General features: G+C 44.6%; 21 protein-coding genes. 11 read left to right on the top strand and 10 right to left on the bottom strand.

The genetic code is table 11. The features are described from left to right. The first annotated feature begins 6 nt into the window (after positions 1 to 6). From ACXABW_RS09525 to kdsB, 5 genes are read left to right on the top strand one after another with little or no spacing between them, the layout of a single operon-like run. The gene (locus tag ACXABW_RS09525; RefSeq protein WP_457522398.1) at positions 7 to 2,262 is read left to right on the top strand and encodes a DNA internalization-related competence protein ComEC/Rec2; all 2,256 of its coding nucleotides are present in this window, start codon (positions 7 to 9) and stop codon (positions 2,260 to 2,262) included. 32 nt (positions 2,263 to 2,294) lie between these two features. Beyond that, positions 2,295 to 4,043 (top strand): lipid A ABC transporter ATP-binding protein/permease MsbA, encoded by a 1,749-nt coding sequence (gene msbA / locus ACXABW_RS09520; RefSeq protein ID WP_457522397.1) that lies wholly within the window; start codon positions 2,295 to 2,297, stop codon positions 4,041 to 4,043. A gap of 3 nt (positions 4,044 to 4,046) precedes the next feature. Further along, positions 4,047 to 5,054 carry a tetraacyldisaccharide 4'-kinase gene (lpxK, locus tag ACXABW_RS09515; RefSeq protein ID WP_457522395.1) on the top strand — a complete coding sequence of 336 codons (1,008 nt, stop codon included), beginning with the start codon at positions 4,047 to 4,049 and terminating at the stop codon, positions 5,052 to 5,054. Beyond that, positions 5,035 to 5,214 carry a Trm112 family protein gene (locus ACXABW_RS09510; RefSeq protein ID WP_252027569.1) on the top strand — a complete coding sequence of 60 codons (180 nt, stop codon included), beginning with the start codon at positions 5,035 to 5,037 and terminating at the stop codon, positions 5,212 to 5,214. The genes lpxK and ACXABW_RS09510 overlap by 20 nt, the downstream gene beginning before the upstream one ends. After that, a complete protein-coding gene (gene kdsB / locus ACXABW_RS09505; protein ID WP_457522392.1) occupies positions 5,214 to 5,960 on the top strand; it encodes a 3-deoxy-manno-octulosonate cytidylyltransferase in 747 nt (248 codons plus the stop codon). The genes ACXABW_RS09510 and kdsB overlap by 1 nt, the downstream gene beginning before the upstream one ends. A 97-nt stretch (positions 5,961 to 6,057) precedes the next feature. Here the strand turns inward: kdsB and ACXABW_RS09500 are convergent, their stop codons facing one another. The 3 genes from ACXABW_RS09500 to ACXABW_RS09490 form a co-directional block, all read right to left on the bottom strand. Beyond that, entirely contained in the window at positions 6,058 to 7,599 is a 1,542-nt protein-coding gene (locus tag ACXABW_RS09500) for a SpoVR family protein (protein WP_457522391.1), read from the bottom strand. A 9-nt stretch (positions 7,600 to 7,608) separates the two neighbouring features. Continuing rightward, complete coding sequence (locus ACXABW_RS09495; protein WP_457522389.1) at positions 7,609 to 8,880, bottom strand: YeaH/YhbH family protein; 1,272 nt, start codon at positions 8,878 to 8,880, stop codon at positions 7,609 to 7,611. A gap of 90 nt (positions 8,881 to 8,970) precedes the next feature. Further along, on the bottom strand, positions 8,971 to 10,905 hold the full coding sequence (locus tag ACXABW_RS09490; protein WP_252027565.1) for a PrkA family serine protein kinase: 1,935 nt from the start codon (positions 10,903 to 10,905) through the stop codon (positions 8,971 to 8,973). A 377-nt stretch (positions 10,906 to 11,282) separates the two neighbouring features. On the opposite strand from ACXABW_RS09490, the gene ACXABW_RS09485 reads away from it, so the two are divergent. Continuing rightward, a complete protein-coding gene (locus tag ACXABW_RS09485) occupies positions 11,283 to 11,990 on the top strand; it encodes a MipA/OmpV family protein (protein WP_457524990.1) in 708 nt (235 codons plus the stop codon). Between the two features lie 123 nt (positions 11,991 to 12,113). On the opposite strand, the gene ACXABW_RS09480 is transcribed toward ACXABW_RS09485, so the two are convergent. The 3 genes from ACXABW_RS09480 to pflA form a co-directional block, all read right to left on the bottom strand. Next, on the bottom strand, positions 12,114 to 12,614 hold the full coding sequence (locus ACXABW_RS09480; protein WP_252027564.1) for a YfbU family protein: 501 nt from the start codon (positions 12,612 to 12,614) through the stop codon (positions 12,114 to 12,116). A 123-nt stretch (positions 12,615 to 12,737) separates the two neighbouring features. Next, entirely contained in the window at positions 12,738 to 13,406 is a 669-nt protein-coding gene (locus ACXABW_RS09475) for an energy-coupling factor ABC transporter permease (RefSeq protein WP_457522388.1), read from the bottom strand. 69 nt (positions 13,407 to 13,475) lie between these two features. After that, entirely contained in the window at positions 13,476 to 14,216 is a 741-nt protein-coding gene (pflA, locus tag ACXABW_RS09470) for a pyruvate formate lyase 1-activating protein (RefSeq protein ID WP_265688674.1), read from the bottom strand. Positions 14,217 to 14,438: 222 nt separating this feature from the next. On the opposite strand from pflA, the gene ACXABW_RS09465 reads away from it, so the two are divergent. After that, a complete protein-coding gene (locus ACXABW_RS09465; protein WP_457522387.1) occupies positions 14,439 to 16,319 on the top strand; it encodes a methyl-accepting chemotaxis protein in 1,881 nt (626 codons plus the stop codon). Between the two features lie 6 nt (positions 16,320 to 16,325). Here the strand turns inward: ACXABW_RS09465 and ACXABW_RS09460 are convergent, their stop codons facing one another. The 3 genes from ACXABW_RS09460 to ACXABW_RS09450 form a co-directional block, all read right to left on the bottom strand. Further along, positions 16,326 to 17,330 carry a lipid A deacylase LpxR family protein gene (locus tag ACXABW_RS09460; RefSeq protein WP_252027560.1) on the bottom strand — a complete coding sequence of 335 codons (1,005 nt, stop codon included), beginning with the start codon at positions 17,328 to 17,330 and terminating at the stop codon, positions 16,326 to 16,328. Positions 17,331 to 17,540: 210 nt separating this feature from the next. Then, a complete protein-coding gene (gene pflB, locus ACXABW_RS09455; protein ID WP_457522385.1) occupies positions 17,541 to 19,817 on the bottom strand; it encodes a formate C-acetyltransferase in 2,277 nt (758 codons plus the stop codon). A 291-nt stretch (positions 19,818 to 20,108) separates the two neighbouring features. Next, positions 20,109 to 21,656 (bottom strand): DUF3360 family protein, encoded by a 1,548-nt coding sequence (locus ACXABW_RS09450; protein WP_252027558.1) that lies wholly within the window; start codon positions 21,654 to 21,656, stop codon positions 20,109 to 20,111. A 591-nt stretch (positions 21,657 to 22,247) separates the two neighbouring features. On the opposite strand from ACXABW_RS09450, the gene ACXABW_RS09445 reads away from it, so the two are divergent. The 4 genes from ACXABW_RS09445 to ACXABW_RS09430 all read left to right on the top strand — a co-directional run bounded on the left by ACXABW_RS09445 (position 22,248) and on the right by ACXABW_RS09430 (position 25,382). Then, positions 22,248 to 23,018, top strand: coding sequence for an ABC transporter ATP-binding protein (locus ACXABW_RS09445; RefSeq protein WP_252027557.1), 771 nt, complete (start codon positions 22,248 to 22,250; stop codon positions 23,016 to 23,018). A 79-nt stretch (positions 23,019 to 23,097) separates the two neighbouring features. Beyond that, positions 23,098 to 23,868, top strand: a complete 771-nt coding sequence (locus ACXABW_RS09440) for an ABC transporter substrate-binding protein (RefSeq protein WP_457522384.1) — start codon at positions 23,098 to 23,100, stop codon at positions 23,866 to 23,868. A gap of 92 nt (positions 23,869 to 23,960) precedes the next feature. Beyond that, a complete protein-coding gene (locus ACXABW_RS09435) occupies positions 23,961 to 24,701 on the top strand; it encodes an ABC transporter permease (protein ID WP_252027555.1) in 741 nt (246 codons plus the stop codon). A gap of 3 nt (positions 24,702 to 24,704) precedes the next feature. Further along, the gene (locus ACXABW_RS09430) at positions 24,705 to 25,382 is read left to right on the top strand and encodes an ABC transporter permease (RefSeq protein WP_252027554.1); all 678 of its coding nucleotides are present in this window, start codon (positions 24,705 to 24,707) and stop codon (positions 25,380 to 25,382) included. A 73-nt stretch (positions 25,383 to 25,455) separates the two neighbouring features. Here ACXABW_RS09430 and xthA read toward each other — a convergent pair whose 3' ends face one another. After that, the gene (gene xthA, locus ACXABW_RS09425) at positions 25,456 to 26,262 is read right to left on the bottom strand and encodes an exodeoxyribonuclease III (RefSeq protein ID WP_252027553.1); all 807 of its coding nucleotides are present in this window, start codon (positions 26,260 to 26,262) and stop codon (positions 25,456 to 25,458) included. Positions 26,263 to 26,473 lie beyond the last annotated feature (211 nt).

Below are 26,473 nucleotides of genomic sequence, written 5' to 3'. Positions count from 1 at the left end.
GGGACTATGACTCTCTTTTCTAACTACTGGTTACTAGCTTCATTTTTTATCACGATTACAACGGCATCGCACTGGCCAGTTATGCCATCTGTGGCTTGGTTATTACCGGTAATAGGGTTTTCCTTACTTTCATTGAAGTATAGGAGGCTACGAGTCGTTCTAGGAAGCTCCCTTGCCTTATTTGTCATAGTAATCAATGGTAACTTGATATCATTTCAGACAAACACACTCTTTCATGCCGGCCAGAATATTACCATAAATGCTAAGGTTGACAGCTTTTTTAAGCAAATAAGTCGAGGTTATGAAGCCACAGTTGTAGTTAGATCAATCAATGGTCAAACTTTGCCCGCCTTAGTCCGCCCGCGGATACGCTTGCATTCGAATCTACCTATCCACTTGGGTGATGAAATTACCGCTAGCGTATATTTAAAACGTATTTACGGGCAGATGAATGAAACTGGTTTTGATAAGGAGCAATACTATTTTAGTCAAGGTTGGCTCGCTAAGGTTGTGATTGACCATCACGAGCCATTACGTATACGTTCCGCTAGCTCGTTAAGAAGTGCGCTACATAGCAAAGTAGCGACATTGTTGGAAGAGAATGCGCAGCTTGGTCCAATACTGGCGCTGAGTTTTGGAGACCGTAGCCGCTTGACGTTGGAGCAGCGAAAGCGGTATCGAACAAGTGGGTTGTCTCATTTGATTGCTATTTCGGGGCTCCATATTGGCTTAGCATTCGCAATCGGCTTTTTTGTTGGTCGCGTATTGACGGTGTTCCACCATAACCTAGTGTGGGCATCGCTAGTGACAGGCTTTCTATTTGCAGTTTGTTATTCGTGGCTAGCAGGGTTCAGTGTACCGACGACTAGGGCATTAGTAATGTGTGTCATTGTGGTTGGGTTACTAGCGATGAATCTACGCTCGACCTTATTAATGAAGATTCTGCTAACGGCGGTAGTGTTGACCTTTGTTTCACCATTTTCTGTTTTGAGCTCAAGCTTTTGGTTGTCTTTAACCGCTGTATCTGTGCTTTATTGGGTCACTGCTCATACTCCCTTTACGTGGGGGCTGTTTAGAAAAACAATTACGATTCAAATAGCGATCACTCTATTGCTGACGCCCTTGAGTAGTTACTTGTTTTCAGGCTTGTCATTGAGTTCAGTAGCATACAATTTGTTTTTCATTCCTTGGTTTAGTTTTGTTGTTGTGCCAGTGCTTTTCGTGTCTCTAGCGGCAACACTTATCGGTGCATCATGGAGTCAGCCTCTCTGGGAGTTGGTTGCGGCTAGTTTGGATTTGGTTTCGTGGGCTAGCGAACACTCTATTAATAGCTGGATCGTTTTATCCGATTTGCAGTGGTTAGGCATCACGTGTCTGACGTTAGTGCTCAGTGTTGGAACAGTGCTCAGAAGAAAGGCTCGAATACTAACTGCAGCCGTCATGGGAAGTATCTTCGTCTCCGTTGTTATAAAGCAAACAAGCGATGGGCGCCTCAGGATCGATGTACTAGATGTTGGTCATGGTTTAGCGGTATTAGTGCAAAGAAATGGCCAAGCAATTCTCTACGATACAGGAATCGGTTGGGAAGGGGGCTCTATGGTTCGTTCTACGGTGGCACCACTACTTCATGCTCGCGGAATCGAAAGGTTAGATGGTGTGGTTTATAGCCATATGGACAACGACCATGCAGGTGGCGCTGAGGATGTGAAACAATTACTTTCCCCCACCAAGGTATGGAGTAGTCAATCTCTTGCCGGTGCTAATTCTTGTGTGAAAGGCAAAAGTTGGAATTGGCAAGGTGTTGAGTTTCAAGTGCTTTGGCCGCCGGATACAGTTTCACGAGCTTATAATCCTCACTCTTGTGTGATTAAGCTGGTGGATGTTGAGTCGCAATTTAGTTTGCTATTAACGGGAGACATGGATGCTGTTGTTGAATGGTTACTGGTACGAAACCCAAGTATTCTAGACAGTGAAGTGGTCATTGTCCCTCATCATGGCAGCAGGACGTCTTCAACCTCTGCCTTTGTTGCGTCAGTGAGCCCAAGCGTTGCCATTGCATCGACAGCCAAACACGGAAGATGGGATTTACCGAACCGTCACGTTGTAGAACGCTACCAAAGATACGGTAGCGAATGGCTAGATACAGGTAGTCATGGGCAAATTACACTGCATGTAGGCCGTCAGGGCTGGCAAGTTTCTCACTTAAGGGAGGATGAAGGCGGTGCTTGGTATAGGCAGATGCTACGTAACGGAGTAGAATAGAGGGAATATTGTAATAAAAATAAAGCACTTCTATGTCATTAAATACCGACGAGACCACGTGGCAAACCTTTAAGCGACTTTGGACTTTCATTCGACTGTACAAATCTGGTTTATCTGTTGCGGTTGTTGCTCTCATCATTAATGCTGCTGCAGATACTTATATGGTCTCTTTACTGAAACCACTTCTCGATGAAGGTTTTGGTAATGCAGAGTCTAACTTTCTTCGAATTCTTCCTTTAATCATCTTTGGCATGATGGCCGTTCGCGGTTTGAGTGGCTTTGTATCAACCTACTGCTTGAGCTGGGTCTCGGGTAATGTGGTGATGCAGATGCGCCGCAAGATCTTCAATCAGTTTATGCATATGCCGGTTGCGTTCTTCGATAAAGAATCGACAGGTGGGTTGCTGTCTCGAATTACCTATGACTCTGAACAAGTTGCCGGAGCGACCAGCCGCGCCTTAGTCAGTATTGTCCGTGAAGGTGCTAGTATCATTGGTTTGCTGATTCTGATGTTCTGGAACAGTTGGGAACTATCGCTAGTGCTAATCGTGGTTGCCCCACTAGTGGCATGGGGAATTAGCGTGGTGTCGAAGCGTTTTCGCAAGATTTCCAAAAACATGCAGACCTCGATGGGACATGTGACAGCCTCTGCAGAGCAAATGCTTAAAGGGCATAAGGTTGTGCTTTCGTACGGAGGTCAAGAGGTCGAGCGTGAACGTTTTGATAGCGTGAGTAACCAGATGCGTCAGCAGACTATGAAGCTGGTCGCGGCTCAAGCTATTGCAAACCCTGTGATCCAAATGATAGCCTCAATCGCTCTTGTTACCGTGTTGTTCTTAGCAAGCGTAGACTCTATTCGAGCAGATCTTACTCCTGGTACCTTTACGGTTGTCTTTTCAGCTATGTTCGGTCTTATGCGCCCTTTGAAAGCGCTAACGAATGTGACGTCGGAATTTCAACGTGGTATGGCTGCGAGCCAAACCCTATTTGCCCTAATGGATCTAGAAACTGAAAAAGACTCGGGTAAATACGAGTCTCAAAAAGTGCGTGGCGAAATTGAAGTGAAGGACGTGACCTTTACTTACCAAGGTAAAGAAAAGCCAGCTCTGTCGAATGTGAGCTTTTCGATTCCTCAGGGTAAGACAGTTGCACTGGTTGGCCGTTCGGGTTCGGGTAAGAGTACCATCGCAAACTTGTTTACTCGCTTCTACGATGTAGATTCTGGCTCAATTATGCTAGACGGCCATGATGTACGTGACTTCAAACTTAAAAACTTACGTAATCACTTTGCGTTGGTATCGCAGAATGTCCATTTATTCAACGATACGATTGCAAATAATATCGCCTACGCCTCTGGCGGAGAATACAGTCGAGAACAAATCGAGAACGCAGCTAAGCTAGCTCATGCTATGGAATTTATTGAAGGCATGGATGACGGCTTGGATACTGTGATTGGAGAAAATGGTGCAAGCCTGTCCGGTGGTCAGCGCCAACGAATCGCAATAGCGCGAGCATTGCTGCGTGATGCGCCTGTTCTCATTTTGGATGAGGCGACATCGGCACTGGATACAGAGTCTGAACGTGCGATTCAAGCGGCATTAGATGAATTACAAAAAGATAAAACGGTATTAGTGATTGCACACCGTTTGTCCACCATCGAAGAAGCGGATGAAATTTTGGTGGTCGACGATGGTGAGATCATTGAGCGTGGCCCACATGCTGCTCTTATTGAGCGAGAAGGTGCCTATGCTCAGTTACATAAGATCCAATTTGGCGAATAATCCGTGATTGAAAAAATCTGGTTTGAAAACCATCCGCTTAAATATGTCTTGTGGCCACTTTTGTGGCCACTAAGCCTATTATTTAGCTGGATTAGTTCGTCGAGAAAACAAGGCTACGAAACGGGTAAGAAAGTCAGTTACAAAGCACCTGTTCCTGTTATCGTTGTCGGCAATATCACTGCGGGCGGCAATGGTAAAACGCCTGTGGTTGTCTGGTTGGTTGAAGCTTTACAAAAACAGGGGTACAAGCCAGGCGTTGTTTCTCGCGGGTATGGCGGGAAAGCGCCAAGTTATCCACTCGTTCTAAACGCTGATACCCCTACCGAGCACAGTGGCGATGAGCCAAAACTCATTTTTCAACGTACTGGGGCTGCTGTTGCTGTAGATCCCAAGCGCAGCCAAGCGGTACAAGCACTGTTACCTCTTGGTGTGGACGTCATTGTTACCGATGATGGCCTGCAACACTACGCGTTGCAGCGTGATATAGAGTTCTCTATCGTCGATGGTGTACGCCGTTTTGGTAATGCCGAAATGATACCGTTGGGACCACTAAGAGAGCCGGTTTCAAGAATAGAGACAGTGGATTTTGTGGTGACCAATGGCGGCAATGCCCAATCTGGTGAAATGCCAATGATGCTCACTCCAAGTCTAGCAATCAATTTGGTCACGGGTGAGAAAGCGCCAGTTAGTCAACTTGCCGATCTTGTCGCGTTCGCTGGGATAGGTCACCCTCCACGCTTTTTTGCTACCCTCGCTACGCTTGGGGCGCAAGTTAAAGTGACGCAAGGTTTTGCCGATCATAAAGATTTTAATCAGCAAGAATTAAGAGACCTTGCACAGCAAGGTTCTAATGTCATAATGACCGAAAAAGACGCGGTAAAATGCCGAGCGTTTGCAGAAGAAAATTGGTGGTATCTACCTGTTTCTGCCACCTTCCGAGAGGAAGATGAGCTGCGTGTTTTGAACAAAATTAATGAGGTAATGGAACAATATGGATCACCGTCTGCTTGAAATCGTCGCTTGTCCGGTATGTAAAGGTAAGCTCACGTTTGATAAAGAAAGCCAAGAACTGATATGCAAACTCGACCGTTTGGCATACCCGATCAAAGAGGGCATCCCTGTTCTGATTGAACCTGAAGCACGTACCATGTCTATGGAAGAGGGACGCTAATGTCTTTTACAGTCGTCATTCCTGCTCGTTATCAGTCCACGCGACTTCCGGGTAAGCCTCTTGCAGATATTGCAGGCAAGCCGATGATTCAATGGGTTTATGAGCAGGCTATTCAAGCGGGTGCTGATAACGTAATCATTGCGACTGACGATGAGCGAGTATCTCAAGCTGTTAGCTCATTTGGCGGCCAAGTCTGTATGACTTCAGCAAACCATGAATCGGGCACCGAACGTTTGGCTGAAGTGGTAAAGGTGATGAATATTCCCGAAGACCACATCATTGTTAATGTACAGGGGGATGAGCCACTTATCCCGCCATCAATCATTCGTCAGGTAGCAGATAACCTAGCGGCAAGCCAAGCACCAATGGCGACCTTAGCCGTAGAAATTGAACACGAATCCGAAGTGTTTAATACAAATGCAGTTAAGGTTGTGACAGACAAAGATGGTTATGCAATGTACTTCAGCAGAGCAACGATTCCTTGGGATCGCGATGCGTTTGCGAAAGAAGATAAGGCTATTCATCAACCGCTTATGCGCCACATAGGTATTTATGCTTACCGGGCTGGTTTCATTAACACCTATATCAACTGGCAACCGACTACACTGGAAAAGATTGAATGTCTCGAGCAGTTACGTGTGCTTTGGTATGGCGAAAAAATCCATGTTGCTGTAGCTAAAGAAGCACCGGCGGCCGGTGTGGATACACCAGAAGACTTGGAAGTTGTACGAAACATTTTGTCTTAAGTTGGTCTATCCAGCATATAGAGAAAGGAGCGCAATGCGCTCCTTTTTTATTGCCCTATCTAGGGCTAGGGGAGGGGGAAGTTAAATCTTTCAAATACTAAATTTTACCGTCGTAGTCTCCACGTTGAGGGCAGGTGGAGAGTATTTCTCTTCTTCCTGTGTCTTTCACTTCCTCAAGAATGACATCGAATCCCCAAAGCCGGTACATGTGCTTGAGGACTTCTTCATGGTTGTCCGCTAATGGAATGCGATCATGAGGCACGTATTGTAAGGTCAATGAACGATCGCCTCTTACATCCACATTGAATACCTGAATGTTAGGTTCAAGGTTACTAAGGTTGTACTGCGCGGCTAGCTTCTCCCTGATGGCACGATAACCAGAGTCATCATGGATGGCACTCACTTCAATGAAGTTTTTGCGATCATCATCCAACACAGCGAAAAGCTTAAAATCACGCATCAGCTTAGGTGACAAGTACTGACTAATGAAGCTCTCATCTTTGAAATTATGCATTGCGAAGTGAACTGCATCTAGCCAATCCGTTCCGGCCAAGTCTGGGAACCATTCTTTATCTTCGTCGGTAGGTTCTTCACAGATACGTTTAATATCTCGAAACATTGCAAAGCCCAGAGCGTACGGGTTGATACCACTAAAATAAGGGCTGTTGTATGACGGCTGCGCGACTACGCTGGTGTGACTGTGCAAAAACTCTAGAATGAATTTGTCTGACACCAACCCTTCATCATAAAGATGGTTGAGTATGGTGTAATGCCAGAACGTAGCCCAACCTTCGTTCATCACTTGAGTTTGTTTTTGTGGGTAAAAATATTGGCTGATTTTACGCACAATACGCACAATTTCTCGTTGCCAGGGCTCTAACAATGGCGCGTGTTTCTCGATGAAATACAAAATGTTTTCTTGAGGTTCGGTAGGGAAACGAACCTTAATATCTTCCTCTTTGGTTTTTGCTTTAGGTACGGTACGCCAAAGCTCATTCACTTGAGATTGCAAGTACGCCTCACGCTCTTCTTGGCGCGCGGTTTCTTCTGCAATAGAGATTTTTTCCGGGCGCTTGTATCTATCAACACCGAAGTTCATCAGTGCGTGGCAAGAATCTAACAACTCCTCTACTTCGCTGACACCATACTTCTCTTCACATTCAGTGATGTAGTTTTTGGCAAATAGCAAGTAATCGATAATAGAGCTGGCGTCTGTCCACGTTTGGAACAGGTAGTTACCCTTAAAGAAAGAGTTATGACCATAACATGCGTGCGCCATAACAAGCGCTTGCATGGTGACCGTATTTTCTTCCATGAGATAGGCAATACAAGGGTCTGAGTTGATAACAATCTCGTAGGCGAGCCCCATCTGACCATGTTTGTAACCTTGCTCGGTTTGGATGAACTTTTTACCAAATGACCAATGGTTGTAATTAATGGGCATACCAATACTAGAATATGCATCCATCATTTGTTCAGAAGTAATGACTTCAATTTGGTTTGGATAAGTATCGAGTCGATAGTAGTTTGCTACACGCTTTATTTCTTTGTGGTAACGCTCCAATAATTCGAACGTCCAATCAGGGCCGTCCGGCAGCACCTTACTTTTGTTGGTTGGCTTTTTCGTTTTTGTTGTCATAGTGCCTCCCTACGCGGTTTCTTTTTGGAATAGCTCTCGGAATACAGGGAAAATATCGTCAACCGTTCGAATATTCTTCATCGCGAAGTTATCGAAAGACTGTTCGAGTTTTTCGTATTCATGCCATAAAGTTTGATGGGAGCGACGAGTGATTTCGATGTACGAGTAGTACTGACACGTCGGCAACAGTTTGTTTATTAGAAGCTCTTTACAACGAGGGGAGTCATCTGCCCAGTTATCACCATCAGAAGCTTGCGCTGCGTATATATTCCACTCGCCAACAGGGTAGCGATCTGCAACGATCTCATTCATTAGCTTAAGGGCACTTGAAACGATGGTTCCGCCGGTTTCTTGAGAGTAAAAGAACTCATGCTCATCGACTTCCTTCGCTTGTGTGTGGTGACGTATAAACACCACTTCAACATTTTCATACGTACGAGTTAAGAACAGGTACAAAAGTACATAGAAACGTTTAGCGATGTCTTTCGTGGCTTGGTCCATCGAGCCTGAAACGTCCATCAAGCAGAACATAACCGCTTGGCTGGAAGGAACAGGGCGTTTCTCATAGTTTTTAAAACGAAGGTCAAACGTATCGATAAATGGGACACTTTCGATCTTCTTGCGTAGGTCCTTTATTTCTTGTTTCAGCCGTTTTTCTTCAAGTGCCTGAGCGGGCTCAATGTTCTTGATTCGCTCTAGTTCGTCTTCTAACTCGATAAGCATACGTTTTTTGCCGGCTGTCATTGCTGTGCGTCTAGCAAGAGATTGCTGCAATGAACGAACGATCGCGATATTAGAAGGAATACCAGCGGTCTGAAAACCTGCTCGGTGGGTTTTCCATTCAGTGATTTTGTTGATTTGATTCTTTTCGAGGTTTGGTAGCTCTAAGTCCTCAAATAGAAGATCTAAGTATTCATCCTTGGAGATCTGGAATACAAATTCGTCTTGCCCTTCGCCATCAGGGCTTGCTTCACCTTCACCTGAGCCTCCACCTTGGCCACCGCCTTTTGGACGTTCAATTTTATCGCCTCTGATGAATTGATCATTACCTGGATGAACGCGCTCTCGAACGCCTCCTTTTCCTTGATGGAATACGGGTTCTTTTATATCTCGGTGAGGGATTGAAACATCCTCACCAGAATCAGTGTTAGTGATTGAGCGGCGATTAACGGCATCTGCCACAGACTCTTTAATCTGCTCTTTGTGACGACGAAGGAAGCGTTGACGGTTAACCGCACTCTTGTTCTTCCCGTTCAGTCGTCTATCGATAAATTGCGCCATGAGTTACCCCCTGTAAGCGTCACACCACTGAACCTTCAGCCACCATTATGATGGCTGTAAGGTTTATTGCGGGCTTAGGTTAGCTTGCGTTTAAGAGGATTTACGTACTCGCAAATACCACTCAGATAGCAATCTCACTTGCTTCTCGGTATAGCCCTTCTCCATCATGCGAGCGACAAAGTCGTCGTGTTTTTTCTGATCTTCTGAAGAGGTTTTCGCATTGAAGGAGATAACTGGAAGCAACTCTTCCGTATTCGAGAACATTTTCTTCTCGATCACGGTGCGAAGTTTCTCGTAGCTGGTCCAAACAGGGTTTTGTCCGTTGTTGTTGGCTTTAGCTCGAAGTACAAAGTTAACGATTTCGTTACGGAAATCTTTAGGGTTACTGATGCCTGCTGTTTTCTCAATTTTTTCAAGCTCACTGTTCAGTGATGCCCTGTCGAACAGCTGGCCTGTTTCTGGGTCACGGTATTCTTGATCTTGAATCCAGAAATCCGCGTAAGTGACATAGCGGTCAAAGATGTTTTGACCGTATTCAGAGTAGGACTCTAAGTACGCAGTCTGAATTTCTTTACCAATAAATTCGACGTAGCGTGGCACTAGGTAACCTTTTAGGAACTCCAAGTATTTCTCTGATTGTTCTTGAGGGAACTGCTCTCTCTCTACCTGTTGTTCAATGACATAGAACAAGTGCACTGGGTTAGCTGCCACTTCTGCTTGGTCAAAGTTGAATACACGTGAGAGGATCTTGAATGCAAAACGGGTAGATAGCCCTGACATGCCTTCATCGACGCCTGCATAATCGCGGTATTCTTGGTAGCTTTTCGCTTTTGGATCGGTGTCTTTAAGGGTTTCACCGTCATAGACTCGCATTTTGGAGAACAGTGAAGAGTTTTCTGGTTCTTTCAAGCGCGACAGGATACTGAATTGAGCCAGTAAATCTAACGTGCTTGGTGAGCAAGGTGCTTTGGATAGCTCTGAGTGATCCAGCAATTTTTGGTAAATCTTCACTTCTTCAGACACTCTTAGACAATACGGTACTTTGACAATGTACACACGGTCGAGGAATGCTTCGTTGTTCTTGTTGTTTCTAAAGGTTTGCCATTCGGACTCATTGGAGTGAGCTAGGATCATACCGTCGAATGGAAGTGCCGACAGCCCTTCGGTACCGTTGAAGTTGCCTTCTTGAGTCGCAGTTAGGAGCGGGTGCAACACTTTAATTGGAGCTTTGAACATCTCGACGAATTCCATCAAGCCTTGGTTGGCTTTACATAAAGCACCGGAATAGCTGTAGGCATCGGGATCATCTTGAGAAAAGTGCTCTAACTGACGAATGTCGACTTTACCAACCAGAGATGAGATATCTTGGTTATTTTCATCACCTGGCTCAGTTTTAGCTATCGCAACTTGGTCGAGGATAGAAGGGCGAACTTTCACTACTTTAAACTTAGAAATATCCCCACCAAACTCGTGCAGACGTTTTGCAGCCCAAGGTGACATGATTGAACGTAGGTAACGTTTTTCGATGCCATATTCTTGCTTCAATAAGTCACCATCCTCGCTGACATCAAATAGACAGAATGGGTGGTCGTTGACTGGGCTTCGCTCTCCGTTAGCGGACAGTACGTAAATTGGTACTTGTTGCATCAGTGCTTTTAGCTTTTCTGCAAGTGATGACTTACCACCGCCCACTGGGCCGAGTAAGTATAAAATTTGTTTGCGCTCTTCTAACCCCTGAGCCGCATGTTTTAGGTAAGAAACGATCTGTTCAATCGCATCTTCCATCCCATAAAAATCCTCAAATGTTTTATAACGAGAGATGACTCGATTAGAAAAAATACGGCTTAATCGGGGATCCTGGGCAGTATCAATAACTTCTGGCTCACCAATGGCCATTAGTAATCGTTCTGCTGCGTTTGCATACGCGCTTTTATCATCTTTACAGAGACCTAAAAAGTCCTGCAGTGATAACTCTTCATCCTTGGCTGCTTCATAGCGTGCTTGGAAGTGGTCGAAAATACTCATAATGAAATCCCCTCTGAACCTGTCATACTGACAAACAACCCGCAATGGAATACAAATCCTTTCCTATTTAAGCCTAGTTGCTATTTCGAATTTTGCTTAACAATTATGTGTTTATTTGCAAAAGGGTGATGAAAATCGCCTATCTAAAATTTCTCATTTGCGAGTTGAATATGGCTGTGCTTCTCCGCAGTTTTGCTTCTATGAGAAAGTCCTCTTATGAGTGAATGCTTCATGCTTGATAAATAAAAATGAACAATGATTGTATTGATAAACCTGTATGTTGTTCTGTATATTTCGAACCTAATTAATTTGAGGTGACTGGTGGTAGTGTGAGATTTTTGAAACAAATAGTGGGTTCGATTGGTATTTGGACAGCGATGACATCAGGAGTACAAGCTGACATATCTCAGTGGTCACTCGGTGTCGCAGCGTCATACTCTCCTGCTGTTTATAAAGACACGCCATCAAATCAGACAGTTATTCCCGTAGTTGGTTACGAGGGAGAGCACTTATTCTTACGTGGCTTTAGCGCAGGCTATCGCATTAATCCGGTAGGTTCAGTGCAGAACGTAGTATTTCGCTTAGTGTATGACCCAAGAACACTAAAGCCATCTGACTCAGACAATGAACAAATTCAGAAGCTTGACGAGCGTGATTCGACAATACTAGGTGGTGTCAGCTATCAGCTTATTACGATGGTGGGTATGTTTGAAGCGACAGCAGGAACCGATGTTGGGCGTACACATAATGGGTTGTATGCAGAAGCTGCGTGGAGGCTACCAATCAGAAAACGCGGCTGGGCAATTACACCGTCAATCGGCTATGCCTACAACAGCCAGAACCTCAACAATCATTTATATGGTGTGAGTGGTGAAGAGGCTATGAGAAGTGGGTTGACGAAGTTTGATGCAGATTGGGACGGCCAGTACTTTATTGGAGCTTCGGCATACCTGCACATTACACCGAGAGTTCGGGTAACAGGTGGGGTTCGTTACACCAACTTAGAAGGTGATATCGAGCGAAGCCCGATTATCGAAAGTGGGGTCAATACCACGGCCAACGTCGGTGTGGCGTACGTTTTCTAAATAAAGGAAAAGTGAGTAGACCTTTGTTTTGGCACAACAAGAGTATTTGGCGTAAAAAAGGTTGGATGTAATCCAACCTTTTTTCGTTCTTGGCTCTAACGTGCCTAAAACAGAGGGAAGAGCTTACGCGTTAAAAATTTGGGTAAGCTCTGTCGCGCATAGGTGGTATTGTCTTGGACAATTTTTCCAAGTTACCAGCATACGGCGGTATTTATCTAACATTGGCATCTGACTGTTAAAGTGGTGATCGCCTTTGTCGAATTGAGGATAAAGTCCTTCTGAGTCAATTAAGAAACGTACATAGTTCACTAGTTGCGCTTCACTAGCGATATCGAAGCCTAAAAATTGAAGGCGGCGCTGATCCACTTGCGATTGTTCATGCTCTGCAAGCATTTTATTAGACTCTTGCATTGCGTGGTACATTTCTAAGATATCGATGATTTCACGGCACTCTGCTTCTACTAAGCAGCCGAAATCTTTATTTAACTCGCGCATTTGAAGTTCATAACCACGTTCAACAATCATTTGTAAACGCTGGTACTTTGCACGGTTTTCAGGGTCCATCTGAGACATTAAGTAATATTGGTTCGATAGGATCAAACGTTGAGCGTTTGTCATTTCCATAAGTAGCCTCACTAAAAGATATTCATTTTTCTGTAGCTAAGATTAACAGGTGTTATCCGGCTCGAAACATGATCTCAACACGGTTTTAATGTGAAAAATGTAATTTTTAACGTGCTTGAAGGGCTACTTTTGAGAGTTTCGTGGGTAAAGGTAATCTCTATCAGAAAACGTTCGCAGCCACTCTGGTTTGAATACACAAAGTAGGGCGACTGACATGCCATTGAGTAACCCCTCGGGGAAAGCGAGCAAAGGCAAGAATACAAGGTAGTTATCAACGATTTCAGGCCACGTATACGCGTCATTAACGGAGTACCAAAGCGCATTGACGACGAGGTGGATACTGCCAGTGAATGCGGCGTTAAAAAAGCCAGCAACAAAGATAAATACAAATATATTACGTGGCAAAAATCGGTAGCTGAGCTCGAAAACTAAAAAGCTAACAAGGATTGGAATTAGGCTGGAAACTAACAGGTATACTGGGATGTGGTAAAAAGAGATTGTACCAAATAGAGCTAGGCCAAAAGTGATTGGGATAGTGATGGTAAATGCACTTTTCCAACCATACATTAAACACAATGTAGTTAGTGCGAGAAAATGGATGTCTAATCCTTGCTTAATACCTGCTTGGGCTGACCAAAGAATAAAAATGGCGAACATGCTGGCGAAAGTGAGGTGTTGGAAAGTCTTCTCTGCCTGGAGTTTTGGGAAAAACACTGTATTTACGTCGGTATAGCAAAACACCACGATGACAACCGTCACGATAGCCAATGCAAACAGCTCTGGCAGCAGCATGATTTATCTCCATATAAAAAAGCCAGCAAAGAATGCTGGCTTATAGTCTATCGTATTTCCGTTAAGTACTTAATACTTAACGTTATCGTGATACTGACCTATGATAGAAACGATCTTGTCCATTGTCTCTTTTGATGGTGGGTTGATACCATCCAGTGGGTAATCGTGACCTAATGCTTCCCACTTATGCGCACCTAGCTTATGGTAAGGAAGTAACTCGACTTTCTCAATGTTGTCCATATCTTTAATGAACTCACCGAGCATGTGCGCCGCTTCTTCATCGTCGGTGTAACCTGGAACGACAACGTATCGAATCCAAGTCTTTTGACCAATTTTGTGTAAGTATCGAGCGAAGTCGAGCGTACGTCTATTTGAGACACCAATAAAGTCGTGGTGAACTTCATCCTTCATATGTTTAAGGTCGAGCATGACAAGGTCTGTCGCCTCGAGCACTTCATCTACAACTTCAGTGTGCTTACGAATATAGCCATTGGTATCTAAGCAGGTGTGAATGCCTTCTGCTTTTGCCGCACGGAAGAAATCACGCACAAACTCAGGTTGCAACATCGCTTCGCCACCGGAACATGTGACACCACCACCGGAAGCATTCATAAAGTGACGATAAGACTTTGCTTCACTAATGATTTCTTCAACAGTGACTTCCTTGCCATCGTGAGTATCCCAAGTATCGCGATTGTGGCAATACATACAACGCATTAAGCAGCCCTGCATAAAGACAATAAAACGAATTCCAGGACCGTCAACGGTTCCACAAGACTCAAAGGAGTGGATACGACCAGTTGTAGACATGGTGTGCTCTCAAGTAAGGGATTTGTACGTTATTTTATTACAAAACCCTTTGTATAAATAGGTCTTTAGGGCGAATCCTCAAGATGAAAACTGTAACAGCAAAAAAACATCGATCATGGTTAGAAATATGTTATAAAATTGTTATTAATAACAAAAATGTAAATACTAACTTGGGTATATTGCCTTTTGCTGGAATCACCATTGGTGATTGAGGGAAATTTCATGGATGCGCTAATCATGTCTCAGCGACAAAAGATCACTTTGTTCTTAGTCGTGTTGTCAGTTGGTTTTTTAACGCTCGGCATTTTCACGTCGAATCGGTTATCTGGAATGGAAGAGCAGTACCACAGCAGTGGTGAAGTAGCCGATGGTTCCATGTCTATCTATCGAACGCAAAGTGAGTTGCTATTTTTAGCCTCAGAATTGGATTCACTCACAGCCTCCCAAGTTCAAGAAGTGAAAACCAAAGTGGATGAGCTTAAAGCCATGACGGAGCAAGATGCGCTTTTTCTACGTGAATTAGGACTTGCAACACAAGCCAGCGAATTAACAGAAAGTGCCAATGAATTTTCTACTGCAATTGTGCCTTGGCTAGAACTCAAAGCAGAGCTTGGTTTTAATGTTGACGAAGGTAACCTTGGACAACTTAAACAACTCGCTGCAACCATTGAGCAAAAAATTGAAGAAACCGGCATGGTTACGCTCAACTCCGATTTTCAAGCTATGATCAAAGCGCAGCAAAACTACTTACTTCAACCGAATGAAAAAAACTTAAAATTGTTCAATCGAGCCATGGCAGGCTTCGTCAATATGTCGAATACCTATGCGATGTTGGACTTGTATGAGAAAGAAATCGACGCATTCAAAAGTACCTTCATGCGAGTGAGTGAGCTCTCTCAGCAACTAGGTAGCAAGGATCAGCAGTTGTTTGCCAGTGAGGAGCACTTCACTAGTGTCATCAATGCGGTGACAGCAGAGCTTGCCGATATAAGCCATCGTTACCAATCGAACGCGAGCAAAAGCGCAACTCAAACACAGTGGTCGGTGCTGGTGGCATGTGCAGTACTGGCAGTGTTCACTATCGCAATTTTTATCACGATCAGTATGACACTTACCCGTTCTGTCAACTTGACCAATAAGGTATTGGGGGCGGTTGCTAAAGGGGATTTGTCTCAGAGAATGGTAATCAGTAAGAATCATAAAGATGAGTTCAATCAATTAGCCACCACGATTAATGAAAGTTGTGAAAACTTAGGGGAATTGGTTCATGGCGTGCAACAAAGCAGTGATGCGTTGTCAGAAAACGCAGCGGAGCTTAACGTTGGCATCGATAGGTTGGTCCACAATCAGTCAGAAGTACTAGGACAAACTCAACTTTTGGCTTCAGCAACTGAAGAAGTCAGTGTAACAACCCAAGAAGTATCGAACTCGTTAGAATTTGTGGCAGACATCAGTAAGTCTTCGACACAAGCGGCCGAAGAGGGGGCAGCCGTCATTACTGCTGCTATTGGCTCTCTAGAAGACGTCGGTAAGATTCTAAGTTCAGCGGCAGGCCACACTCAGCAACTGGAAGAAGCCTCTTCGAAAGTCGACTCTGTCATGGAAATCATCAACGGAATTGCCGAGCAGACTAACTTGTTGGCACTGAATGCAGCTATTGAGGCCGCTAGGGCAGGCGAGCAAGGTAGAGGATTTGCTGTGGTAGCCGACGAAGTTAGAAGCTTAGCAGTTCGTACGGTAGATGCCGTGACTGAGATATCAGACACCATCGACACGATGAAAAAAGAGAGTGCGGAAGTGATTCAGTATATTGGCCAATCCGAATCATCGATACGAGTTGGGCAGGAAAAAGGCCATGAGGCTATGCAGGCGTTGACTCAAATCACTGAAAAAGCCGATGAAGCGGCGCACCAAACGGAAGTCATATTCGCTTCAATTAGAGAGCTAGCGACCACTAGTCAGTCTATGGCGGACAACATGACGCAAATTTCCGGTGCGATGAAAGAGCTGGAAGACAACAACGAACAGTTAAGAGCAACCAGCCAACTTGTGGACAAACGTTCAAGCAGCCTGAATTCAGACTGCCAACGTTTTACTATTTAGGACTTGTTAGAAGAACGCCCAGAAAGAGAAGGCACCAGTACCGTAAATGGATTCAGTGGCTTCTTTGTAATCGGGCGTTTTCACTGTTGCTGCTAAGCTCACGCCGACGTATTCATTATACCAAGCGACACCAGCAACGGCACTGGCTTGAACATTCTCAAGAGTCACATCATAGATACTTGGATCTTGTCCATTCTCTAGCGCCCACTCTTCAACCCCAGAGCGATCGCCTTCAATGGTTATATCGTTGAAACGATAGCGACCTTCAATACCGGTAAAGACGAACCAAGCGGAATTGGACGCACCAATCATGCCTGCACGAAATGGGTTTTCTGTGCTGATGTTCGCGGCCCCCATGTTGCCTGCTAGGTCGGTACCCCAGCGAAACATTAAGCCCGTAGAGACATCACTTCGGAAGTTACCGACATTCGCTTCCGATACATTGGAGATTTCCCAATCTGTATTGGCAATAGAGCGATTACGCATTAGGTTAAAGTGGCTCAAATAGCCCACACTTCCCACCACTTCATCATCAATTTGAAATTCCCAACCGTTCGGGTCGTCTGATCCGGTAATACTGTGAACCAACTTTTGTGCTTGGTCTGCGTAGGAGTTTTCGCCCGTTGCACCCAGTGTTAAGTTGAAGCGTTGAGCTTGTTGGGGGTGTAGGCTGATGTAGTTCAGTTCACCATGGAAGTAACCTGCGTATGGGCGGTCGTTCGCGCGCGGAGTGGTATCTTCGATATCTGAAGGAGTCCACATTTTATGACCGAGCGTAAATTCCCATTTATCCAGTGAACCTGCGCCCCAAAATGAAAGGCTGAGAGGCTTAAATATGAGCCAAGGTTCGTTAATGGCACTGGATGTATAAGAGAGGAATATTCCGTTGGTGTAATCCTGATCGACACCGAATACGCCATCATTGTCTAAGCCAAAAGTAACGGTAGAACGTTCAGAGGCGACAGCGCTAGTCGATAGCAGGAGTAGAGGTAATAGGTGAGTGAACTTCATGTGTGTACTACAAATCTTGAATGAACCCTCATGTTACCGCAACTTGTAACCATCTGTGAGCAAAGAATGCAGAAACAAGTACAAATGTGCACGAGCTCGCCAATTTACCGCATCGAGTTCATAACTAATAATTATGTTTTTGAATAATAAAAAAGCCCAGCTCAATAGAGCAGGGCTTTTACTGTTAACAAACGTTTATTAACGGATGTTTTACAGAGTTTCAGTAAACGTACGTGCGATTACGTCTTTTTGCTGCTCAACAGTTAGAGAGTTGAAGCGAACAGCGTAACCAGATACACGGATTGTTAGCTGAGGGTAGTTCTCTGGGTGCTTAACTGCGTCTTCTAGAGTTTCACGGTTAAGAACGTTCACGTTTAGGTGCTGACCACCTTCAATGCCTTGCTCATGGTGGAAGTAACCGTCCATTAAGCCAGCAAGGTTAGAACGTTGTGAATCTTCTTCTTTACCTAGTGCGTTTGGAACGATAGAGAATGTGTATGAGATACCATCTTTAGCGTCAGCAAACGGTAGTTTACCTACAGATGTTAGAGATGCTACCGCACCTTTCTCATCGCGACCGTGCATTGGGTTTGCACCTGGAGCGAATGGAGCACCTGCTTTACGACCGTCTGGTGTAGTACCAGTCTTCTTACCGTATACCACGTTTGAAGTGATAGTCAGGATAGACTGTGTAGGTACTGCATCACGGTAAGTCTTAAGCTTACGGATCTTGTTCATGAAGATAGTCACAAGTTCACAAGCCATGTCATCAACACGTGCGTCGTTGTTACCAAATTTCGGGTAGTCGCCAGAGATGTCGAAGTCGATTGCGATGCCGTCTTCGTCACGGATTGGCTTAACTGTGCCGTACTTAATTGCAGATAGAGAGTCAGCTGCAACAGATAGACCAGCGATACCACAAGCCATTGTACGGCGGACGTCACGGTCGTGTAGAGCCATAAGCGCTGCTTCGTAGCTGTACTTGTCGTGAGAGTAGTGGATTGCGTTTAGCGCAGTCACGTATTGCTTCGCTAGCCAATCCATGAAGTTGTCTAGACCAGCCCAAACTTTGTCGAAGTCTAGAACTTCGTCAGTCATTGCTTCAGTCTTAGGACCAACTTGGATCTTAAGCTTCTCATCTACACCGCCGTTGATAACGTATAGAAGAGTTTTAGCTAGGTTCGCACGAGCGCCGAAGAACTGCATGTGCTTACCGATAACCATTGGCGATACACAACAAGCGATAGCGTAGTCATCGTTGTCGAAATCTGGACGCATTAGGTCATCGTTCTCGTACTGGATAGAAGAAGTATCGATAGATACCTTCGCACAGAACTTCTTGAAGCCGTCAGGTAGCTGCTCAGACCAAAGTACAGTGATGTTTGGCTCTGGAGAAGGACCCATAGTGTATAGCGTGTTTAGGAAACGGAAGTTTGTACGTGTTACTAGCGTACGACCGTCAACACCCATACCACCCATAGATTCTGTTGCCCAGATTGGGTCGCCAGAGAATAGCTCATCGTACTCAGGAGTACGTAGGAAGCGAACCATACGTAGCTTCATTACGAAGTGGTCGATCATTTCCTGAGCTTGTTCTTCAGTGATGATGCCAGCTGCGATGTCACGCTCAACGTATACGTCTAGGAAAGTCGAAGTACGGCCTAGAGACATAGCCGCGCCGTTCTGAGATTTAACAGCTGCTAGGTAACCGAAGTAAGTCCACTGGATAGCTTCTTGAGCTGTAGTCGCAGGGCCAGAAATGTCGTAGCCGTATGATGCTGCCATTTCTTTCATTTGACCTAGAGCGCGGTGTTGCTCTTGAAGCTCTTCACGTAGTTGCATAGTCATTTGAAGGTTGTCGCCAGCTTCTAGTTGCTCTTGAGTAGAGTGGAACTGAGCTACTTTGTCCTTCATTAGGAAGTCTACACCGTAAAGTGCAACGCGACGGTAGTCACCGATGATACGACCACGGCCGTATGCATCTGGAAGACCAGTTAGAACACCAGACTTACGACATTTTAGGATATCAGGGGAGTAAACATCGAAAACACCTTGGTTGTGCGTTTTACGGTACTCTGAGTAGATTTTAGAAACTTGTGGGTCTAGCGTACGACCGTAAGCTTTACAAGAACCTTCGATCATGCGTACACCGCCGTTAGGCATGATTGCACGTTTTAACGGCGCTTCAGTTTGTAGACCAACAATAGTCTCAAGATCTTTATTGATGTAGCCAGCATCGTGAGAAGTGATGGTAGAGATAACAGAAGTATCGAAATCAACAGGTGCGTGAGTCGCGTTTTCCTGCTTGATGCCTTCCATTACTTTAGCCCAAAGTACGTTTGTTGCTTCAGTACCTTCAGAAACTAGGAAAGACTCGTCGCCTTCATACGGTGTGTAGTTCTTTTGAATGAAATCACGAACGTTTACTTCGTTCTGCCAATCACCTTCAGCAAAACCTTCCCAAGCTTTAGCAAATTGCTCTGCCATGACATACCTACCTTTTTAGTAGAAAAAACACGTACTGTTTACTGTTGAGCCAGCAATCCCAAAGAGGGAACCAGTACACTCTTTATTAATAACAATATGTATAGTTTCAAAATTCAACATTAATACTATAGATATTGTTACTCGTTTCGAGAAAGAGACTCGCTAACTTGAAATTAAGAGTAAACTAAAAAAATTCCGCAAACCTTAAACTAAATCAATAAAAGATAAAAAAAGTTGATAAAAGTAGGGTAGCGACTTGCGCTACCCACACATTTTTTGAATCGATGGTGCTTATAGCCACGCTTTTAAGCCATATTGGCTTTCTAGCATACCTACAGCAAGCATAGCAACGAGACAGATAACAAATACACCGACAGGGATAATGATCTTGTCTGCAAACGATAGACGAGTGGCACGTTCTTTATCGCCAATTAGGCCGTTGTTGTCTAAGAACATGGTCAGAGCCCATGCCAACACAGGGTTAGCAACAACAGAAGCGAAGATACAAATACCTGCAGCTTGCGAGTCCTTGGTGTCTTTTACCATTTGCATACCAGCTTCAAGTAGTGGTAGGAAAACACCTACTAACAGAGCCACACGCATCACAGGTGGCCATACCGCAACGTCCATAGGGAAACCAAGGATAGCAACAATAATACATAGTGAGCCTAGTAAAATTGCACCTGCTGGGATAGGACGTTTCGCGATTGCGGCTGGGATCATGTAAGTACCCCAAGAAGATGTGATGTTACCACCACCAACCGCCGTACCGACCATTTGACGTACCGAACACATAGTCATCGTGTCATCAACGTCCATCAGCACTTTTTCAGTTTTACGTGGGTAGTTCAGTTCTTGGAAGATACGGTGACCAAGGAAATCCGGTGACCACATAGCTACCGCTAGAATCGCAAAAGGTAAAGAAGCGATGAAGTGTTCAAGATTTGGAAGACCAAGCATCCAACCTTGTTCTGTGCTGCCCCACCAATAAACAGGGTTTAGGTTAGGTAGACCCATTTCAGTTTCAAACGTTAGGTCGAAGCCTGCGCCAAGTACAAGTGCGACGATAAGGCCGGTAATAGCACATACTGGGATGGCTAACCAACGCATGTTGATTTTTGCTAGGAAAGCGTAAATGGCGATGGTGATACCAAGTACGATGAGGCCAACATAGCCCATGCTACCTGCAGCGACATCTGCAGACTGTAGACCCGTTGCCCAAGATTGAATTGAACCAATCTGGCTCATGGTACCCGTAAAGCCAAGGAAGATAAGCAAGCCGCCGGCTGTACCTTCTGAGGTGAGGTTCACCAGTTTGGAACCGCCCTTAAAGTAGCTTAATAGTAAACCAAACACGCCAAGTAAAATTGCAAGAGCAAGAGGGTGAGCGCCAGCTAACGCGATAGAACCGATCAGCGGAATCATCGGGCCATGGTTACCGGCTAGGTTAGCGCGTGGGTTAAAAAAGCCTGAAGCAAGAATACAGAAAAGTAGGGCAGGGATAAGCATCTCTACACGAGCAACTTCAATCGCAAACTCTTTACCAAGGTTCACGTGGTCCCAAGCGGCGGTTAGGCCATCTGCCCAAGACATCATTACTGCAGAGTACATCGCGATAATGCCGATGGTACCTGCGAGTGCAGGAACTAAATCTTCAAGTTCAAATCGGAAGTCGCGACCAGGAAGGTTTAATCCAAAGCGGCGCGGTTTCATAATTTGCAGTTCATGATCTAAGTAATCTGAACGGCTCGCAAATTCTGATGCTGGACGATGAAGCTCTTTATAGCTCTTGTTCTCAATATCCGAATCAGAGTGCGGTTGTTTCACTGCGTCTGACATAGATTCCTCATATTCAAAAGTAAGTCATTCTTTCAATTTCAAGTCCGCTTCCTGCGGCAAAGTCCTTAGCCTGCCTATGTAGCACGGTAATTGAGTGCTTAAGAATAGACGACTAAAAAGACAATGGTAGCCTTCTAAGGGCTTTTATCTTTGAGGCGAGTGTAACGTGCTTACCCTTTAGGGTGATTGATCTTGATCACTTTATGAAAGAATGTGAAAGAAAACTACACAAGCAGCCTAAATGGTCCATCGTTCTGATTTTTAAAGTGAAATATTATTACATAACTCGAAGTAAACAATATGCATATGCTATGTCAGGAGTGATTTTAGGCGGAAATCTAAAGATTGAGATAGATCTTGTTTTTATAAATTTGTTAATAAATATAACTCAATGGAATTGATGGTTGCTGTTTGGTTTATGCGAGCATAGAAGCATAAATGCCTATTTTATGAATTATTAGTCATATTTTGTAACTATGCATCCATAGTTTATAGGTTAATAATTTGTTGCATCTGTTCGGGAGGAGTGCTAGTTTGTAGCGAAATATGGGTGGAACCCAAGCAGTTAGACACGACAGGGAGTAAAAGCGCATGAAAGATGTACCAGCGCTGGATATAAAAGAACTGCACAAAACCTTTGGCCAGAATGAAGTACTAAAAGGTATTTCTTTAGAAGCACACAAAGGCGACGTAATTTCTATTATTGGCTCTTCCGGTTCAGGAAAGAGTACCTTTCTTAGATGTATCAATCTATTAGAGACACCGACCGCAGGTGAAATCTGGGTAAACGGTGAGCTCATCGAAATGAAGAATAACCGTCAAGGCGAAGCCGTACCTGTTAATGAAAAACAAGTACAAAGAATTCGCTCTCGCTTGGCGATGGTATTCCAAGGCTTCAACCTTTGGTCACATATGACCGTACTTGAGAACGTTATCGAAGCTCCAGTTCATGTATTAGGTGTACCAAAAGCTCAAGCTATCGAAAATGCAGAAATGTTGCTAAAGAAGGTAGGGCTTTACGAGCGTAAAGATTATTACCCAGGCCACCTTTCAGGCGGGCAGCAGCAACGTGCAGCAATCGCACGCGCTCTCGCGGTAGACCCAGAAGTTATGCTATTTGACGAGCCGACCTCTGCACTTGACCCTGAATTAGTGGGTGAAGTCCTTGGTGTAATGCGTGATCTGGCTGATGAAGGCAGAACCATGTTAGTGGTAACTCATGAAATGGCGTTTGCTCGTGATGTTTCCAATCACGTGATGTTCTTGCATCAGGGACTAGTAGAAGAACAGGGAGATCCTGCTAAGCTATTTACGCAGCCTGAGTCTGAAAGACTTCAGCAATTTATATCTTCGATTTACTAAACTGGCTAGCCAAGTTAGTCATTCTAAAAACACAACATTAACTAACAAAAACGATTATACCAATCACAGGAGTATGGAAATGAAAAAGTGGTTATTAGTAGCAGCACTTGCTGCAACTACTGCAACTGGTGTCGCTCAAGCGAAAGAATGGAAAACAGTTCGCTTCGGTATCGAAGGTGCTTACCCTCCGTTTAGCTGGACAGAATCAGATGGTTCTCTGAAAGGTTTCGACGTGGATATGGCTAACGCTCTGTGTAAAGAGATGGAAGTTCAATGTAAGATCGTTCCTCAAGATTGGGATGGTATCATTCCTTCTCTGCTTGCTCGTAAATACGATGCAATCATCGCAGCGATGTCTATCACCGAAGAGCGTAAGAAGAAAGTTGATTTCACTGGTAAGTACGCACTTATCCCTAACAAATTCATCGCGAAGAAAGGCGCAGGCCTGAACTTTGACAACCTAGATGGTCAAAAAATCGCGGTACAGCGTGCAACAACGCATGATAAATACCTAACTGACAACTACGGTGACAAAGTAGACATCGTACGTTACGGCTCTTTCGATGAAGCTTACCTGGATCTAGCAAACGGTCGCGTAGCGGCAGTTCTAGGTGATGCATCTGCACTTGAAGAAGGCGTGCTAAATAAAGCGGGCGGCGAAGCGTATGAGTTCGTTGGTCCTTCTCTGACTGATCCGAAGTGGTTCGGTGAAGGTATGGGAATTGCTGTTCGCAAACAAGATAAAGACCTTACTAAAAAGCTAGACGCTGCAATCCTATCTCTACGTGAGAAAGGTATTTATCAAGAGATTGCTGCTAAATACTTCAACTACGACGTTTACGGTCAATAATAACTAGATTTTTCTAGGTTTAGGAGAGGCTGGTGCCTCTCCTGATTTAACTCTATTTACCAACACTTAAGCAGTTCTGTTGGGATAAAAATATGCTGGATTTACAAGGATACGAAGCCTCTATTCTTAAAGGGGCCGTGCTGACTATTGAAGTTGCGATTCTGTCGTTAATACTTGCAATGGTATTAGGCATGCTAGGAGCACTGGCAAAACTTGCGCCATATCGCTGGGCGCGTGCTATCGCTACTCTTTACACCACCATCATTCGTGGCATCCCCGATTTGGTTCTGATGATGCTAATTTTCTTTGGTGGCCAAATTCTTCTCAATAACAGTTTGTACTCAATTAACGAATGGTTAAATGAGTGGTTCGCTTCGAGCGATCCAAACCATGAGTGGACTTCTTACCTGCCGGATTACATTGACGTTAGTCCGTTTATCGCGGGTATCTTAACCATTGGCTTTATATTCGGCGCTTACATGGCGGAAACGTTCCGCGGTGCAATTATGGCGGTCGACAAAGGCGAAATGGAAGCGGCAAAGGCGTACGGAATGAGTTCGGTACTGGCTTTTCGCCGAATCCTGTTGCCGCAAATGATTCGTCACGCGTTGCCAGGCTTTGGTAATAACTGGCTGGTACTTTTGAAAACGACAGCGTTGGTTTCCATTATCGGCCTTGAAGACATGGTTCGTGTGAGCTCCCTGGCTGCGGGCTCAACGAAAATGCCATTCACTTTCTATATGGCTGTTGCGCTTATTTTCCTTTTCTTCACCAGTGTATCGACCGGCTTCTTAAAGCTCGTTGAGCGCAAGTTCAGTATTCATGCGAGGTAAGAAATGGATTTTTCATTAGTGATTGAAAGCTTCCCGGTCTACTTAGACGGTTTATGGACGACGGTTTGGTTAGTCGGGCTAGCACTGATTCTTGGTCTAATCGTAGCGATTCCTTTGGCCGTCGCTCGTAATAGCCACAACTACTTTGTGAGTGGGCCATCTTGGGCCTTTATCTACTTTTTCCGCGGCACACCATTGCTGGTTCAGCTTTATCTTATTTACTACGGAATGGACCAGTTCTTTCCAGTTAAAGATACGTTGTGGGAGAACGCTTGGTTCTGTGCACTCGTCGCGTTTGTTTTGAACACGTCAGCGTATACAGCGGAAATTATCCGCGGCGCGATTAACGGTTTACCAAAGGGTGAAGTGGAAGCGGCGAAAGCCTATGGTATGAGTCCGTGGAAGACATACCGTAGGATCATTCTGCCAAGTGCACTGCGTCGTGCATTGCCTGCTTACAGTAACGAAGTGATCTTCATGCTGCATGGTAGTGCAGTTGCCGGTATCGTGACTATTATGGACTTAACGGGGGCCGCTCGCCTGGTGAACTCTCGTTACTATGCGCCGTTTGAATCATTCTTAACTGCAGGCCTATTCTACATGGCTCTGACGTTCATCATTCTGTGGTGTTTCAAACACGCGGAAAAACGTTTCTTAGCGTATCTAAGACCACTTAGCTAGTTCATTTTGATGAATACAAAAAGGCTTCCAATTTGGAAGCCTTTTTTCGTTTGGGTTTAAAACTCGAGTTATATTATTCGAATGTTGACCAGATTGGCGCGTGGTCGGATGGTTTTTCAATGCCACGCAACTCATAATCGATACCCGCTTCAGTACACTTTGCCGCAAGTGATGGCGTCGCCAGCACAACATCAATACGAAGGCCACGGTTGTCGTCGAACCCGCGTGAGCGGTAATCAAACCATGAGTACTGCTCAGTAGTGTCTGGATGCAGCTTACGGAATGTATCTTCAAATCCCCAATCAAGCAGTGTTTTCAGCCATTCACGTTCTTCCGGTTGGAATGAACACTTACCCGTTTTCAACCAGCGCTTACGGTTTGGTTCGCCAATGCCGATATCTGAATCGAGCGGACTGATGTTAATGTCGCCCATGACAATAAGTTGCTCATCGTTACTGTGATGATCGGTTAGATAAGTCATCAGATCTTTATAAAACTGGCGTTTGTATGGGAACTTAGTCTCGTGAGAAATATTGTCTCCTTGAGGGAAGTAGCCATTTAATACCGTTACTTTTTCGCCGTTTTCATTTTCGAAAGTTGCCATGATCATGCGCTTTTGATGATCGTCGTTGTCGGTAGGGAAGCCTTTCTGGACGTGAACTGGCTCTTGCTTACACAACATTGCTACACCGTAGTGCGCTTTTTGACCATGAAAGTAGACTTTGTAGCCCATGGCTTCAACGTCTTCAATTGGGAATGCTTCGTCATGAACTTTGATTTCTTGAAGGCCTATGACATCCGGTTGATGTTTGTCGATCAATGCTTGTAGCTGGTGGAGGCGAGCTCTAAGTCCATTGATATTAAAGCTAATGACTTTCATTGAGTGTCCTTGTTTTTGTATTTGACTGAGATAGTAACACTAAACAAAACAGAACGAGAAATAGACGTGGCTAACCAGCTATATTGACCAGTTATGACAAAATTGTTAACAGATATATAAACTTTAGATTGACCTGTTTAAGGATTATGGTCTAATGATTTAGTCAGGTTATTCTCATTAAGATGTATAGATTGCTTGCTTATAAGGATGT

The organism is Vibrio paucivorans (assembly GCF_054053395.1).
Note: the sequence above shows the minus strand (reverse complement) of the source record. Positions and strands in the feature narration are given on the sequence as shown.

Bases quoted from the DNA above. Each gene is read 5' to 3' on its own strand.
- ACXABW_RS09525 (WP_457522398.1), top strand. From the start codon at position 7: ATGACTCTCTTTTCTAACTACTGGTTACTAGCTTCATTTTTTATCACG.
- msbA (WP_457522397.1), top strand. From the start codon at position 2,295: ATGTCATTAAATACCGACGAGACCACGTGGCAAACCTTTAAGCGACTT.
- ACXABW_RS09510 (WP_252027569.1), top strand. From the start codon at position 5,035: ATGGATCACCGTCTGCTTGAAATCGTCGCTTGTCCGGTATGTAAAGGT.
- kdsB (WP_457522392.1), top strand. From the start codon at position 5,214: ATGTCTTTTACAGTCGTCATTCCTGCTCGTTATCAGTCCACGCGACTT.
- ACXABW_RS09500 (WP_457522391.1), bottom strand. From the start codon at position 7,599: ATGACAACAAAAACGAAAAAGCCAACCAACAAAAGTAAGGTGCTGCCG.
- ACXABW_RS09495 (WP_457522389.1), bottom strand. From the start codon at position 8,880: ATGGCGCAATTTATCGATAGACGACTGAACGGGAAGAACAAGAGTGCG.
- ACXABW_RS09490 (WP_252027565.1), bottom strand. From the start codon at position 10,905: ATGAGTATTTTCGACCACTTCCAAGCACGCTATGAAGCAGCCAAGGAT.
- ACXABW_RS09485 (WP_457524990.1), top strand. From the start codon at position 11,283: ATGACATCAGGAGTACAAGCTGACATATCTCAGTGGTCACTCGGTGTC.
- ACXABW_RS09480 (WP_252027564.1), bottom strand. From the start codon at position 12,614: ATGGAAATGACAAACGCTCAACGTTTGATCCTATCGAACCAATATTAC.
- ACXABW_RS09475 (WP_457522388.1), bottom strand. From the start codon at position 13,406: ATGCTGCTGCCAGAGCTGTTTGCATTGGCTATCGTGACGGTTGTCATC.
- pflA (WP_265688674.1), bottom strand. From the start codon at position 14,216: ATGTCTACAACTGGTCGTATCCACTCCTTTGAGTCTTGTGGAACCGTT.
- ACXABW_RS09465 (WP_457522387.1), top strand. From the start codon at position 14,439: ATGGATGCGCTAATCATGTCTCAGCGACAAAAGATCACTTTGTTCTTA.
- ACXABW_RS09460 (WP_252027560.1), bottom strand. From the start codon at position 17,330: ATGAAGTTCACTCACCTATTACCTCTACTCCTGCTATCGACTAGCGCT.
- pflB (WP_457522385.1), bottom strand. From the start codon at position 19,817: ATGGCAGAGCAATTTGCTAAAGCTTGGGAAGGTTTTGCTGAAGGTGAT.
- ACXABW_RS09450 (WP_252027558.1), bottom strand. From the start codon at position 21,656: ATGTCAGACGCAGTGAAACAACCGCACTCTGATTCGGATATTGAGAAC.
- ACXABW_RS09445 (WP_252027557.1), top strand. From the start codon at position 22,248: ATGAAAGATGTACCAGCGCTGGATATAAAAGAACTGCACAAAACCTTT.
- ACXABW_RS09440 (WP_457522384.1), top strand. From the start codon at position 23,098: ATGAAAAAGTGGTTATTAGTAGCAGCACTTGCTGCAACTACTGCAACT.
- ACXABW_RS09435 (WP_252027555.1), top strand. From the start codon at position 23,961: ATGCTGGATTTACAAGGATACGAAGCCTCTATTCTTAAAGGGGCCGTG.
- ACXABW_RS09430 (WP_252027554.1), top strand. From the start codon at position 24,705: ATGGATTTTTCATTAGTGATTGAAAGCTTCCCGGTCTACTTAGACGGT.
- xthA (WP_252027553.1), bottom strand. From the start codon at position 26,262: ATGAAAGTCATTAGCTTTAATATCAATGGACTTAGAGCTCGCCTCCAC.